Source organism: Dyadobacter soli, assembly GCF_900101885.1.
In the GTDB taxonomy this organism is placed as follows: Bacteria; Bacteroidota; Bacteroidia; order Cytophagales; family Spirosomataceae; genus Dyadobacter; species Dyadobacter soli.
The window spans coordinates 53105-67989 of the sequence record NZ_FNAN01000028.1; the positions used below are offsets into that span (position 1 = coordinate 53105).

A 14885-nucleotide genomic window follows, 5' to 3' on the forward strand; every position below is an offset into this window, starting at 1 on the left:
TCCTCCCCCTTATTCCATCCTCCCTTTCCTCCATCCTCCCCTTCCTCCATCCTCCCCAAAAACCTACTCCTTATGACTATCCACCACAATCCGCTCATCGCGGTTCACCAATTCCCAGGCGGTATGAAACACTAATTTCACGATCCCCGATTGCTTGTCGAACAGTATTTTCTCAACGTCGTCGCCCGGCCGGTGGTAATCCTCATGAACGCCGGTGAAATAGAAAATGACCGGGACGCCCATTTTGGCAAAATTGTAGTGGTCGGAGCGGTAGTAGAAGCGGTTCGGGTCTTTGGGGTCGTTGAAAGTATAATCGAGCTTGAAATTGACGTACTTCTTGTTGGCTTCCTCCCCGATTTCGTGCAGCTTCGACGATAGCTTATCCGAGCCGATCACGTAAACATAATTCGGGTCATTCTTGTGTGCTTCATCCACGCGGCCGATCATATCGATATTCAAGTCAGCAATCGTGTTTTTGAGTGGTAACAATGGATTTTCAGAGTAATATTCCGAACCGAAAAGACCCTTTTCTTCGCCGGTAACATTCAGGAAGAGAATGCTTCTTCTCGGCCCCTTACCTTCGGCCTTTGCCTTGCTGAATGCTTCCGCCAGTTCCAGCAACGATACCGTGCCCGAACCATCGTCGTCGGCGCCGTTATTGATTTCGCCGTTTTCGGAAATACCGATGTGGTCCAAATGCGCGCTGATCACCAGTACCTCCTCTTTTTTGTCGGTGCCTTCCATGAATGCAGCCACATTCTCGGTATCGATGGTTTCGCTCACGCGGCCAACTTTCAATGAAACTGTGCCTGTAAAGTCCTTCGAAGCCGGTTTGCCCGATTTATCGATCTCGGATTTCAATTTGTTCAGTTTGGAAACCGAGGTTCCCAATATCTCCGCCGCCACTTTACCCGAAACGACAAATGCGGCTGTTCCTGCCGGATTTTCCTGCACGGGCTTCAATGTGGGAGCGCTGAAACGGCGTGCCATCACCGCGCGCTGACGTATTTCCTTGTCCAGATCTTCGCCCGTTTTATCGGTAATAATGAATACATATTTCGCACCTTTTTCGCGGGCCAGTTTCGCTTTGACCTGCCACGAAACCGGGCCACTCCATTTGCTTTTCTCAGAATTGCCGCTGATCAGATACTTCCCGCCCGAAGTTTTGGGCTCGTCGTCGAAGAGAACGACCGATTTGCCTTTGACGTCGACGTTGGTATAGTCGTTGTAATTTCCATCCTCAATGCCATAACCGGCTGTAACGAGATCGGTACTAATCTCTTCGGGAACATCCAGCAAGCCATTCAGATAAAAATCCTTATTGAATTCATACTTCTTGCCATTTGCCTTCACATACACCTCGCCCCAGCTGCGCTTGTACAATTTGTATTTCTGCAAATAGCTCTTGGAGCCGTCGGCATAAGTTGCAATGGGTTGCAATCCGTATTCTTTGTAGTATTTCGAAACGTACTCCGCCGCCTTCTTCTGGCCAGGCGAGCCGGTATCACGGCCTTCGAGACTGTCGGAAGCGATAATGACTAAATGCTTTTTAAGATCGGATGGGGTAATGCTTGCTGCATATTTGGCTGCGTCGTCTTGTGCTAATGCCAAAGTATTGATAGACAGGAATAATCCAGCCAGTAGGTTTTTGTTCATCATGAGGTTTAATGGTCATTCAATCCTCACAAATTAACGAAACGTGTGGGCGAATGCAAAATGCGACGGTTGGCTCATTGGAGATTGCCGCCTTCTGACATTTCATTTCCCCTTTTTGCACTTCTTTTAGTTTAAAGGCTCTTTTTCACGGGATAACAATTAATTAATTGTAAAATACTGTTATTCAGAGGAAAACTATGTACCTTTGCACCCTGTTTGGCCAGATTACATCCAGACAAAAGCCAAATCGGTCCTGACACGCATTCGCAGCATTTCGTAGCAGTACCGTAAACAACTGATCCATAAAACAATGCAAGCCATTCGTAACATCGCAATTATTGCGCACGTTGACCACGGTAAAACGACTTTGGTCGACAAAATCATCCACGCGTCAAAGCTGTTTCGCGACAATCAGGAATTCGACGACCTGATCCTCGACAACAACGATCTGGAACGTGAGCGTGGGATTACAATTGTTTCCAAAAACGTATCGGTGCGTTACAAAGATGTGAAAATCAATGTAATTGATACACCAGGTCACGCAGACTTCGGTGGTGAGGTGGAACGCGTACTTAAAATGGCGGATGGTGTGTTGTTGCTCGTAGATGCATTCGAAGGCCCGATGCCGCAAACCCGTTTCGTACTTGGCAAGGCGATCGGTCTTGGTTTGAAACCAATCGTGGTTGTTAACAAAGTAGATAAAGAAAACTGCCGCCCGGAAGAAGTTCAGGAGAATGTATTCGACCTGATGTTCAACCTTGGCGCTACCGAAGACCAGCTCGACTTCGTAACGGTTTACGGATCGTCGAAACAAGGCTGGATGGGTCCGGACTGGCAGAAACCAACCGAAGATATTACTTTCCTGCTGGATACCATTATCGAGCAAATCCCTGCTCCTGTTATCCCCGAGGGTAACCTGCAAATGCAGATCACTTCACTCGACTACAATGCATTCGTTGGCCGTATCGCCATCGGTCGTGTAAAAAGAGGAACGATCAAGGAAGGATCTACCGTGACGCTTTGCAAAGCTGGCGGTGTGATGAAAAAAGTGAAAATCAAAGAAGTGCAGCTTTTCGAAGGTTTGGGTAAATCCAAAGTGAGCGAAGTGGGCGCAGGCGATATTTGTGCTGTAACAGGCATTGAAGATTTCGAAATCGGTGATACTATCGCTGATGCCGAAAACCCTGAGGCATTGCCACGTATCGCTGTGGATGAGCCTACGATGAACATGCTCTTCACGATCAACAACTCGCCGTTCTTCGGTAAAGAAGGTAAATTCGTTACCTCACGCCACATCCGCGACAGGTTGTTGAAAGAAACTGAGAAAAACCTCGCATTGCGCGTGGAAAATACTGATACTGAGGACAAATTCCTGGTTTATGGCCGTGGTATCCTCCACTTGTCGGTATTGATCGAAACCATGCGTCGTGAAGGTTACGAATTGCAGGTAGGTCAGCCACAGGTATTGTACAAAGAAGACGAAAATGGCCAGCGCCTCGAACCAATCGAAACGCTTGTTGTGGACGTACCGGAAGAAACTGCCGGAAAAGTGATCGAATTGGCTACGCAGCGTAAAGGCGAGCTTTTGATCATGGAACCGAAAGGCGATTTGCAACACCTTGAATTCGAAATCCCTTCACGCGGATTGATCGGTCTTCGTTCGAACGTTTTGACCGCAACACAAGGTGAAGCCGTAATGACGCACCGTTTCAAAAGCTTCGAGCCATTCCGCGGACCAATCCCGGGCCGTCAGAACGGATCGATCATCTCGAAAAACACAGGTCCTGCAACCGGTTATACCCTGGATAAACTGCAAGATCGCGGACGTTTCTTCGTCGATCCGGGCGATGAAATCTACGGTGGCCAGGTAGTAGGCGAGCACAACCGTCCTAACGACATCGTGGTTAACCTGCAAGAAGCGAAAAAACTGACCAACATGCGTGCTTCCGGCTCGGACGACGGTCTGCGTATCGCTCCGAAAATCAACTTCTCTCTGGAAGAATCAATGGAATACATCCAGAAAGACGAATACCTCGAAGTTACCCCGCAAAACATGCGTATGCGGAAGATATACCTGGACGAGAACGAGCGCAAGCGCTACGCGTCCAAACTGGAAATGGCTTAATCCAAGCCCGACATTCCAAACCCGAAAAGGAGGCAATTTTTTGCCTCCTTTTTTATTTTATTTTGTTAATTCACCCCACAGTTCATCGAACAAACATCGAAACTCGCAAATGCTGTACTCTCGCAATTGAAATAGGCCCCGACTACAAAAACCAATCCGTCCGCCCTAACCATTCCGACTGAAATAGCGCCTGCTACCAAAGTTGCTCCTATCTCCAAGGCCAGCTCGTTTTCACAAGATTCCATATCGGTATTCAATTGCCGGCGGCACAGCTTCGCACATTCGGGTATTTTTTGGGTACCAAACCGATTTTGATAGATTTTCTCGGTTATTTTCCTAGCAACAAGTTTGGAAATACGTTCCATATCCAGGTTTTGATCCTCGACGGACTTCGACAGATCGCGGTAATGCGGAAAACTCCTTACCAAGACTCCGCCATTTCCTCCCAGACCGTTTATAGCCCGGTTTAATTCCCGGTCACTCTGCGCGTCTCGCAAGGCATTTAATTCTTGCTCGGTCAGAGAATATGTCTTGTTTCTTTGGATCAGGTTTTCTTTAACAAACCACACGTACTCGGTTAAAAGCCTTACCAACTCTTCTTCGGTGCGGCCGGATGCTTTCAATGTGATGAATTCAGGAGCCAGACTATCCGCCGCTGCATTGTTAACGGGGATCGTATTCCTCTTCTCATTGCAGGATATTACTATGCTGGCAATCAGCACCAATAAACTGGTGAAAGTGAAAAATCTTATCATGCGGGTAGTGATTTAGATCTAACGTCCTCGACAAATTATCTCTAAACCACTACAAAATTGCTTGATATCTTCCGCTAACCAGCCAGAGGCACAGTCCGTTTTTTTAACGGCAATTATATTAGGGCTATAATTCTTTTCTCCTGCTTAGTCACCTAAATTCTTGCCTCATTTTCATTTTTCCTGCATTTCAACTTTTCCCCTGATCCTGCCAGAAAATTTGGGATTCATGCCAAAACCTGTGGTATAATTCTAATGTTTGTCACTCCTCTGAAACATTCTACTCTAATGATACTTTATTACTATTTCAAGAAATTTTAGTTTTTTGCTTTTATAATAACAAATAGCGTAGTTTGTATTGTTAGCGCAGTCATTTTTATCTAACTATTTAAATATCAACATTTTAAAGATCAAATAATGTCTTACATAGAACCGGCTCCGATTAAGGATAAAGACAATCCGTTGGAGTCAATGATGCAGCGATTCGATAAGGCGGTAGACCTCCTCGGCATTTCGGAAGAAATGTATTACATCCTCAAAGTGCCCCGTAAACAGGTAACAGTCGGGCTTCCGGTAACGATGGATTCAGGCGAGATCCGGACATTCGAAGGTTACCGCGTGATCCACTCCACAATTCTCGGCCCCAGCAAGGGCGGCATCCGTTTCGATCCCGACGTCAACCTCGACGAGGTACGCGCATTGGCCGCATGGATGACGTGGAAATGCGCGGTGGTCGATATTCCTTATGGCGGTGCGAAAGGCGGAGTGGCGTGTAACCCGCGCGAAATGTCGCCCGGAGAGATCGAGCGCCTCATGCGCGCGTACACGACGGCATTGCTGGATGTTTTCGGCCCGGATCAGGACATTCCTGCCCCGGATATGGGCACCGGCCCGCGTGAAATGGCGTGGCTGATGGACGAGTATTCCAAATCAAAAGGCATGACGATCCCGGCCGTGGTGACGGGCAAGCCACTTGTGCTCGGCGGCTCATTGGGCCGTACCGAGGCGACTGGCCGCGGTGTAATGGTTTCCGCATTGGCGGGTATGGAAAAACTGCGCATTAACCCCTACCGTGCCACGGCGGCGGTACAGGGCTTTGGCAATGTAGGCTCGCATGCGGCCCTACTCCTGCGCGAGCGCGGGACGGCCATCCACGCGATCAGCGACATTTCGGGGGCATATTATAACGATAAGGGTATCGACGTGGCCGACGCGATCGCCTACCGCGACGCTAACAAAGGGTCCTTGGAAGGTTATGTCAAAGCGGAGCTCATTTCCGGCGACGACCTTTTCACATTGCCCGTGGATGTACTTGTGCCGGCTGCGAAGGAAGACGTGATCACCCGCAAGAATGTATCCAGCATCCAGGCGCGCATGATCGTCGAGGGCGCCAACGGCCCGACGTCGGCCAAAGCAGACGACATTATCAATGAAAAGGGCATTATGGTGGTGCCCGACATCCTCGCCAATGCAGGCGGCGTGACGGTTTCCTATTTCGAATGGGTGCAAAACCGGATCGGCTACAAATGGACGCTCGAACGTATCAACCGCCGCACCGACCGCATTATGAAGGATGCATTTGATAAAGTGTATGAAACTTCGCTGAAATACAAGGTGTCGCTGCGCATTGCGGCATACATCGTGGCGATCGACAAGGTTGCCAGTACGTACAAATATCGCGGGGGATTTTGACGTTAACAATTTCTTAACAAGCCACTTCCGATACGAAACCGAATCTAAACCGGTTTCAAAGTGTTAACTTTAAGGCTAAATTTTCAACAGATTCGCATTACGCCGGGGCGACGATGCTCCGGTGTAATGCAAGCTTTAAAGTACCATGTCGTTAAGTCCGCGTTTTATTGCCGTCATCCTGGCGTTTCTGATATCCCTCATTACCACCGCATTCCTTGCATTTGTGGATGGTGTTTCCAAAGGGATGCTGTTCGTTTCGGCCATTTCTTCCTTCATTTCTTCGTTCTTCCTGGTGCTTTATGCGGTTGACATTCTGGTTTTCCGCGAGGTGAACAAAATGTACCGGACAATCCACAAGCTCAAAATGCGGGATTTCAATATGGCCCCGCGCAAGAGGCTGATCAGGGAATCCAATCCGTTGAAAACAATCAACGATGAAATTTTTGTTTATGTAACCAAAAAACAAAAAGAGATCGACGAGCTGAAAAAGCTGGAACTCTTCCGCAGGGAATTCCTCGCCGATGTATCCCACGAGTTTAAAACCCCCATTTTCGCAGCGCAAGGTTTTATCCACACGCTGCTGGATGGCGCAATGGACGATGACAACGTCCGTGAACGCTTTTTGCGCAAAGCCGCCAACAACCTCGATAGCCTCGATGTGTTGGTGAAAGACTTGCTCGTGCTTTCGCAGATGGAAACCGGGGATATCAAGATGAATATCATGCCGACCGATCTCCGCAAGCTTACCCTCAGTATTTTCAGTAGACTCGAACACATTGCCAAAAATCGCAACGTGACTCTGAAAGTCAAACCGGACGATATGCCGGAAGTGTGGATCAAAGCCGATGCCGACCGGATGGAGCAAGTAATGCTCAACCTGATCGAGAATGCGATCAAATACGGCAATGAGAACGGCAAGGTGATCGTGCATTTCAGCGAGAGCAAAAAATACATTGAAGTGGAAGTGAAAGACAACGGCCCCGGCATTCCACACGAGCATTTGAACCGCATTTTCGAGCGCTTTTACCGCATCGACAAGAGCCGCAGCAAAGAAATCGGCGGTACCGGTTTGGGACTTGCCATTGTTAAGCATATATTGAATGCCCACGACACCAAAATCGCCGTGATGTCGAAGCCGGACAAGGGTACTACGTTTTCATTCAAGCTGGAAAAAGCGTATCACCAGCATTTGCCGGAACCGAAAACGGACGACGTCGTGAATCAGTTGAATCCATAATCAATTTCTAACACCATAAACCATTATCCATGTTTATCCACAATGTATTCTTCTGGTTGAAGGAGAAGGACAACGAAGAAGCAAGACAAGCCCTGCTCGCTGGCATTAAATCACTCGAAGCGATCGAATCCATCGAATCGGCATATATCGGCCCGCCTGCTGCGACCCGCAGACCGGTGATCGACGCTACTTACGATTTCGCGGAGATCCTGATTTTCAATGACGAGGCCGGACATGACGTGTACCAGGTACACCCGCTGCACAAGAAATTCGTAGAAGAATGCGCGCACCTTTGGGAGAAAGTTGTGATCTACGACGTAGAAGCATAATCCCTAATATTTGTTAACAAGTTATCCACACGCCAAATGTGTATAACTTGTTAACAACTTCAAAAAATCAAGATTTCCAGCTAGTTAAGCTATATTTAAGCAATATCCACACTGTGGATAACTTTTGCAGCCTCTCTCGATCACCTGCTCCGCGGCACTATTCAACGGTCCTATTCGTTCTTTAAACAGTACAAAACGAATTAGAACCGTGAAAAAGAACAGAGTTTTGCTGTCGGTCGTCATGATGCTGATCGCAGCTATATCGATTTCATCTTGTACCTACCGCTCCTATGAGCCGGGCTACGATTACGGCTACCGGCATGGTTACAGGTACTATCACGCTCCGCCACCACCGCGTGTGGTTGTGGTGAAACCCGCACCAAGGCGCATTATCTATGCCGACCGCCATCATTACCGCCGGCATGACAACCGGGCTTACCGCAAACAATACCACCGGAACGACCATTATGGAAACAATGGCCGTCACCGCGGACCCAGACGATAATTGACAACCATTTTTTGAGGAAAAGGCCGGATACTGTGCACTATGTCACTTTTATCCGGCCTTTTCTTTTTATTTTGCAACCTATGGAAACTTGTATTAATGAATAAAACCTCTACCAAAATCTAATCATGCTGGCTTTTTCCATATTGGCATATTTGCTGGCAAACCTCGGAATTGGCCTCTGGGCTTCCAAAAGAATCACCACTACCCAGGATTTCGTGCTCGCAGGACGGCAGTTGCCGCTCATGCTGGCCGCTTCCGCCACATTTGCGACGTGGTTCGGGTCCGAAACCATTATGGGCGCCCCCACCGAGTTCATCGAGCATGGTGTGTTGGGCATTATCGAAGATCCGTTCGGTGCTTCCTTATGCCTTTTCCTGGTGGGAATTTTCTTCGCGCGGCGGTTCTACAAAATGAATATTATAACATTTTGTGACTTTTTCAGGATCCGTTATGGGCGTAATGCCGAGCTGCTTTCCGCCATTCTGATCATTCCTTCCTATTTCAGCTGGATAGCGGCCCAGTTGCTCGCAATGGGCATTGTACTGAAAGTCGTGCTGGGCTGGTCGTTGCTGATGTGCATTCTGGCAAGTTCGTTCGTCGTGATACTGTACACGATCTGGGGCGGCATGTGGTCGATATCGATCACCGATTTTATCCAAACGATCATGATTATTGTCGGCCTGCTCATTGTGGCGGCAGTGTTGTACGAGGAAGTAGGCGGTTTCCAGCCGTTGATCGACGCCGCACCGGCCGGGTTTTTCCGCTTTTTCCCAGAAAACACCCTCAAAGGCCACCTCGAATACTTCGCGGCGTGGATTACCATCGGCCTCGGGTCCATTCCGCAGCAGGATGTTTTTCAAAGGGTCATGTCGGCCAAATCGGCCCGCGTATCGGTACAGTCGACGCTCTTGTCCTCATTCATGTACCTCACGATAGCCCTGCTACCGCTGTTCATCGGACTTTGCGGGCACCATTTATATCCCGGCGAAGAAAAGGACGGGCAGATGATCATCCCGAGCATGGTTTTGAAACACATGAGCCTGCCGCTTCAAATCCTGTTCTTCGGCGCATTGGTTTCCGCCATTCTCAGCACTACGAGCAGTGCCATTATGGCCCCTGCGGTAGTTTTGGGTGAGAATATTTTCAAATTCTTCAAACCGGATCTCGGTGACCGGCAACTGCTGAAAATCATCCGTATGGGCATCGTCGGCATCACGGCGGTCTGCATTTTCATGGCCGCCACCCGTGAAAGTATATTCGAACTTGTAGCGGAATCGTCCGCATTCAGCCTGGTATCGCTGTTTGTTCCGCTCGCGGCGGGGCTTTACTGGAAATCCAGCAATACCCTCGGCTGCATACTTTCTATGGTCGTTGGGCTGGCGGTGTGGCTGGTTTGTGTTTTTATTGAAACAGAATACCCCGCCCTCGTTTACGGACTTCTCGCAAGCTTTCTGGGCATGGCAGTCGGCTGGCTTTGGGGAAAAATAGCGGGAAAGACTGTCACCAGTAGCGCGTCAGCTTCCTGAGCTGATCAGGCTGTTTCGGCCTCGGCTTTGCGGTCCCAACCGGCGAGCGCATTCAGATTCACCGCTTCCCTGTCCGCCTGCATAATCACTTCCAGTTCTTCGATATGCTGCCGCGCAGCGTGGATGTATTCTTCGTCGTTCCGGATGCTGGATAAGTGCTTCAATGTACGTTCGTCGTGGATGAAGAACGTTTTCGCCATGCGCGTCGCCTCGTGCGCGCGGTGCCCGAGCAGTTTCAATGCATCCACGCCCAGTCTCAGGCTGGTATCGAATGTTTCCCGGTAAATATGCATAATACCCGCATTCATGAGGTCGTAGGCATCGTTGCGGTTGGTCGAGCGTACGAGAATGTGCAGGTTAGGGAAATGCTTTTTAACTGTTTCAATTAATTCCAGCCGCTTTTCCTCGTCACTGATCGCGATAATGATCATCTGCGCGCGGCCCGCACCGGCAATGTCGAGCAATTCGTAGCGCGTAGCATCGCCATAATACACTTTGAGGCCCACGCGGCGCAGGAAATCGACATTGTCGCTGTCGTTATCCAGTACCGTCGCCTCCACGCCATTCGCCCGCAAGAAACGCCCCACGATGTTGCCGAAATGTCCGTAACCGGCGATGATCACCGGATTATCCTCTTCTTCGACGTCGCTCGGCCGAACGGACGTTTGCAATCCTGCGCTCACGAGGCAGAAGCGCGTCAGGATGAACTTCTCATTCACCATCATCGCCAGCGGCGTCATAGCCATGCTGATCGCCACCACGGCGGTCATCGTGTCGGATATTTCTTTACCCAAAACCCCCTCCTGTACGGAAAAGCTGAGCAATACGAATGCGAACTCACCGATCTGGCTCAGCCCGATGCTGAATATGAAGTTCTGCGCATTACGCACTTCGAATATTTTACCTAAAACAAAAAGAACGGCCATTTTCAGCGCCATTAGTCCGGCCACTAACCCGATGATCAGCAGCGGCTTGGAAGTTACCAATGCAAAATCGATGGACGAACCTACCGAAATGAAGAACAATCCCAACAGCAAACCTTTGAAAGGATCGATCGAACTTTCGAGCTCGTGACGGTACTCGCTGTTCGCCAACACTACCCCGGCCACAAATGCACCGAGCGCCGGGCTAAGGCCCACGGAGGTCATCAGCACGGCAATGCCGACGACGAGCAGCAATGCGGTGGCGGTAAACATTTCCCGCAATCCGGTTCTTGCCATCATATGGAAAACGGGGCGTAACAGGTATTTACCCGTCAATACAATGCCCGAAACCGATAGCAATACCACGATCGCCTGCTGCCAGGCGGGCAATGCGCTCACGAGCGAGCCGCCGCCATGCCCATCCGCCGTACCCGCGTGATCGGCCAGCAGCGGGAATAATGCGAGCATTGGAATAATCGCCAGATCCTGGAACAGCAGCACCGCGAAGGAGCTCTGTCCGGCAACCGTTTTCAGCCAGCCTTTTTCAGCCAGCGTTTGCATGACAATGGCCGTGGACGACATGGCGATGATCATCCCCAGTGCAAGCGCCTCCTTCCAGCCAATGCCGAAAAGCATTGCTATCCCTGTTACCAGGACGGTAGTGACGCCTACCTGCAAGCCACCAAGCCCGGCAATGCTCTTTCGCATGCGCCACAAGCGTGAAGGTTCGAGTTCGAGGCCGATCACGAAAAGCATCATTACCACCCCGAATTCGGCGAAGTGCATAATGTCCTGGCCTTCCATTCCTATGAATTTCAGTCCCGCCGGGCCGATCAGCACGCCGGCGACCAGGTAACCCAGTACCGATCCCAATCCCAGCCGTTTGGCAATGGGTACCATCACCACCGCAGCTGCGAGGTATATCATGGCCTGAAAAAAGAAGGACTGTTGCATATCGGGTCTATTTAGTGTGGAAAAAGTTCGTTGAGATATTCTACCCCGGCTAATTCAGCCGGATCGATACGATCGTTTACCAGCGCTTCCAGCAACTCGGCATATTGCTCACCAAAGGCTTTCAGCACATAATCTTCGATCGTGTAGGTTTCATGCACCACAAAAGGCGGCAGGTACTCCATCCGGCACAAATAGGCCGTCTGGTTAAACGGCAGCAGGTATTGTCCCACGGGAAAGCGGTTATAGCCGTCCGACGTGTAGGCATCCCGCCCGCCCCCGCACGACACCGCATTGAATATCTTTTTGCCTTTCAATGCATGCCCTTTCGGCCCGTAGGCCCAGTTGTATTCCAGCACGAGGTCCTGCCATTGTTTCAGGATCGGGGGGCTGCTGTACCAGTAGAACGGGTGTTGAAATATGACAATATCATGCTTTGCCAGCAACTGCTGCTCCCTTTTTACATCGATGAAAAGATCGGGGTAATGCTCGTAAAGGTCATTGAAAGTCACCCCTTTAACCTTACGGGCGTATTTTTCCAACGTCTTCTGCACATTGGATTTACTGTGCGAGGGGTGTGCAAACTGAATAAGTACCTTAGACATAATATAAAACGAGTGCAAAAAACTTACGGCACCAAAATTACGGAACCTATCGTTCTCCGCGCTTCAAGATCGGCCTGCGCCTGGTATGCTTTCGATAATGGGTAGCGCGTAATGCTCAATTCCCCGAATATTCCACTGCTGAATGCACCGAATGTATCGACGGCATATTCGTCGAGCGTTTCGCGGTCGGCAATGTATGCGCTGAGTGTGGGCGTGGCCATTATGATCGATCTTTCGCGCAGCAATGTGTGATCGATATGCTCGGGCTGGCCGGATGACGAACCGTAGAGTACTATTTTACCGCCCTTCCGGATCACGTCCAGCGAATAGCTGAATGTATCTTTCCCTACGCCGTCGAAAACGACGTCCACACCGCGGCCTTCTGTGATTTCCAATACCGAATGTACAAACTCGCGGCATTCCGCCAGGAAAACGTAATCGGCGCCGTTGGCCAGTACGGCCTCCTTTTTTTCCTCCGAACCCGTCGTACCGATCACCGTCGCGCCCAGCGCCTTCGCCCATTTGGTAACGAGCGTACCCACGCCTCCCGCGGCCGCATGCACGAGCACCACGTCGCCGGGCTGGATGGGATGGATCACTTTCACGAGCATTCGGGCTGTAAAACCTTTCACCAGCATGGCCGCCGCATCTTCCGATGTAACTCCATCCGGAATGTGGATCAATTGCTGGGTGGACACGACGCGGCTTTCCGCATATGCACCGGGAATGAAGTGGTAACCGACGCGGTCACCGACATTAAATTCCGTCACCCACGGCCCTACGGCCTCGATGACACCCGCCGCCTCCACGCCCGGCGTGTAAGGAAACGATTTGACGGGAAACTTGCCGTCGCGGTAATAAGTGTCTACAAAATTCAGCCCGATGGCTTCCTGGCGCACCCTCACTTGTCCGGGGCCCGGTTCTGCAATGGTTTCTCTTTCGTAACCTAGCACCGAGGGCGCTCCTTGCTTGTAGAGTTTTACTATACCTGATTTATTTGCGATTTCTGTAATTAACCCTGACATGTCCGTAAGCATTGTCATTATGGAATGCTTGTTCCATCATTGGACAAATTATTTTTTGATAGATTTTATTAAAAACTCGGCTTGCAGGTCCACCTGCTCGCCATCACCGTAAACCAGGAAAGTCTGCCAGAAACCGGTGAAATTCGAAACGATAAAGTTTGCGAGCATTCCCGGATCCCTTTTGCCGCTGATCTCTTCGGCCTTTTGGGCCTTTTTCAACAAATCTTTCAGCAGCGTCGTCAGGTTATTAGTGTTTTCCTTTAAAATAGCATGCACTTCTCCGTCCACGGAACCCAGCTCGAACGTCGATTTCACTCCCAGGCAGGTCCTTTCCTCTTCCACCGTCCTTGCCGCAGCCTTTTTGATGATCTTTTCAATCGCCTTCATGGGCGACTTCGTCTCTTCGGCTACCTTACGGTAATCTTCGAACATGCCCTCGGTGTAACTGCGAAGGCATTGTAGAAATAAAGTGTGCTTATCACCGTAAGTGTCGTAAATACTACCCCGGTTGAGTCCCATCGTTTCAACGAGGTCCTGCATGGAAGTGGCGTTGTAGCCTTTTTGCCAGAAAAGGCATTTCGCCTTTTCCAGCCGTTCTTCCGGTTCGAATGCTTTGTTGCGTGCCATGACTATCAGACAATTATTTCAGAACGAACGTTCCAGAATTGGAAAGATATTATCACCAACACTTAAAACAGTGACATAAACGAATGTCAGATAATGAACTTCGCTACGCCACCATCCACTTTCAGCGCCGAGCCATTGGTACCCGACGAAAGCGGGCTCGCCACGTAGGTTACCAGGTTGGCAATCTCCTCCACGGACGCAAAACGTTGCAAAAGCGACGTAGGCCGTGCATTTTTGAAGAAATCCTTTTCAGCCTGTTCGGCAGACATATTGTTGGCCTCGCCGAGCTGTTTCACAAAATCAGCCACGCCTTCCGATTTCGTCGGGCCGGGCATTACCGTGTTTACAGTTACATTCGTGCCCTTGGTCAGCTCCGCCAAACCGCGGCTCACAGCCAGCTGTGCGGTTTTGGTAGTGCCGTAATGAATCATTTCTTCGGGAATATTCACGCCCGATTCGCTGGAAATGAAGATGATCCTACCCCAATCCTTTGCAAGCATTTTAGGAAAGAAATGTCTTGACAGACGGACTCCGCTCAACACATTCACTTCAAAAAACCGGAACCATTCCTCGTCCGAAATGTCGGTAAACTGCTTCGGTTCGAAGATTCCCGCATTGTTGATGAGTATATCGATATCCGGCAACTGTTCCAGCAATGCATTTACTTCTTCCACTTTGGAAAAATCGGCTGCAAAACCGCTTGCATTACCCGATGGAGAAGATTCCTTCAATTTTTGAACGGCTTCCGCTACCTTGTTTTCCGAGCGGCCGTTGATGATCACATTGGCACCTTCTTTCAAAAGGCTTTGCGCGATGGCGAAGCCGATACCCTGTGTGGAACCACTGATGAATGCAGTTTTCCCTCTGAGTTTCAAATCCATAAAACTTTGATAATAAGAGCGTGATGAATATTTGAACAATCGATAATT

General features: G+C 49.7%; 13 protein-coding genes. 6 read left to right on the top strand and 7 right to left on the bottom strand.

Translation table 11 applies throughout. The annotated features are described in order from the left end of the window. Positions 1 to 63 precede the first annotated feature (63 nt). On the bottom strand, positions 64 to 1659 hold the full coding sequence (locus tag BLQ88_RS33245; protein ID WP_090157341.1) for a M28 family peptidase: 1596 nt from the start codon (positions 1657 to 1659) through the stop codon (positions 64 to 66). A gap of 307 nt (positions 1660 to 1966) precedes the next feature. Here BLQ88_RS33245 and typA point away from each other — a divergent pair, with 307 nt between their 5' ends. Beyond that, a complete protein-coding gene (gene typA, locus BLQ88_RS33250) occupies positions 1967 to 3781 on the top strand; it encodes a translational GTPase TypA (RefSeq protein ID WP_090157342.1) in 1815 nt (604 codons plus the stop codon). Positions 3782 to 3846: 65 nt separating this feature from the next. Here typA and BLQ88_RS33255 read toward each other — a convergent pair whose 3' ends face one another. Beyond that, positions 3847 to 4536 carry a hypothetical protein gene (locus BLQ88_RS33255; RefSeq protein WP_090157343.1) on the bottom strand — a complete coding sequence of 230 codons (690 nt, stop codon included), beginning with the start codon at positions 4534 to 4536 and terminating at the stop codon, positions 3847 to 3849. 414 nt (positions 4537 to 4950) lie between these two features. Here BLQ88_RS33255 and BLQ88_RS33260 point away from each other — a divergent pair, with 414 nt between their 5' ends. The 5 genes from BLQ88_RS33260 (at position 4951) to BLQ88_RS33275 (ending at position 9825) form a co-directional block, all read left to right on the top strand. Next, positions 4951 to 6225, top strand: coding sequence for a Glu/Leu/Phe/Val family dehydrogenase (locus BLQ88_RS33260; protein WP_090157344.1), 1275 nt, complete (start codon positions 4951 to 4953; stop codon positions 6223 to 6225). A gap of 145 nt (positions 6226 to 6370) precedes the next feature. Beyond that, the gene (locus tag BLQ88_RS33265) at positions 6371 to 7462 is read left to right on the top strand and encodes a sensor histidine kinase (protein ID WP_090157345.1); all 1092 of its coding nucleotides are present in this window, start codon (positions 6371 to 6373) and stop codon (positions 7460 to 7462) included. Positions 7463 to 7491: 29 nt separating this feature from the next. Continuing rightward, on the top strand, positions 7492 to 7791 hold the full coding sequence (locus BLQ88_RS33270; RefSeq protein ID WP_090157346.1) for a Dabb family protein: 300 nt from the start codon (positions 7492 to 7494) through the stop codon (positions 7789 to 7791). A gap of 208 nt (positions 7792 to 7999) precedes the next feature. Continuing rightward, the gene (locus BLQ88_RS36580; protein WP_143016993.1) at positions 8000 to 8296 is read left to right on the top strand and encodes a hypothetical protein; all 297 of its coding nucleotides are present in this window, start codon (positions 8000 to 8002) and stop codon (positions 8294 to 8296) included. Between the two features lie 128 nt (positions 8297 to 8424). Then, the gene (locus BLQ88_RS33275; RefSeq protein ID WP_090157347.1) at positions 8425 to 9825 is read left to right on the top strand and encodes a high affinity choline transporter 1; all 1401 of its coding nucleotides are present in this window, start codon (positions 8425 to 8427) and stop codon (positions 9823 to 9825) included. A gap of 5 nt (positions 9826 to 9830) precedes the next feature. Here the strand turns inward: BLQ88_RS33275 and BLQ88_RS33280 are convergent, their stop codons facing one another. The 5 genes from BLQ88_RS33280 to BLQ88_RS33300 form a co-directional block, all read right to left on the bottom strand. After that, the gene (locus BLQ88_RS33280; RefSeq protein ID WP_090157348.1) at positions 9831 to 11702 is read right to left on the bottom strand and encodes a monovalent cation:proton antiporter-2 (CPA2) family protein; all 1872 of its coding nucleotides are present in this window, start codon (positions 11700 to 11702) and stop codon (positions 9831 to 9833) included. A gap of 11 nt (positions 11703 to 11713) precedes the next feature. Beyond that, positions 11714 to 12304: an NAD(P)H-dependent oxidoreductase gene (locus tag BLQ88_RS33285; RefSeq protein ID WP_090157349.1), complete on the bottom strand. Its 591-nt coding sequence runs from the start codon at positions 12302 to 12304 to the stop codon at positions 11714 to 11716. 23 nt (positions 12305 to 12327) lie between these two features. Then, the gene (locus BLQ88_RS33290; protein ID WP_090157378.1) at positions 12328 to 13329 is read right to left on the bottom strand and encodes a quinone oxidoreductase family protein; all 1002 of its coding nucleotides are present in this window, start codon (positions 13327 to 13329) and stop codon (positions 12328 to 12330) included. A 48-nt stretch (positions 13330 to 13377) separates the two neighbouring features. Next, positions 13378 to 13956: a TetR/AcrR family transcriptional regulator gene (locus BLQ88_RS33295; RefSeq protein WP_090157350.1), complete on the bottom strand. Its 579-nt coding sequence runs from the start codon at positions 13954 to 13956 to the stop codon at positions 13378 to 13380. Positions 13957 to 14042: 86 nt separating this feature from the next. Then, positions 14043 to 14837, bottom strand: a complete 795-nt coding sequence (locus BLQ88_RS33300) for an SDR family NAD(P)-dependent oxidoreductase (RefSeq protein ID WP_090157351.1) — start codon at positions 14835 to 14837, stop codon at positions 14043 to 14045. Positions 14838 to 14885 lie beyond the last annotated feature (48 nt).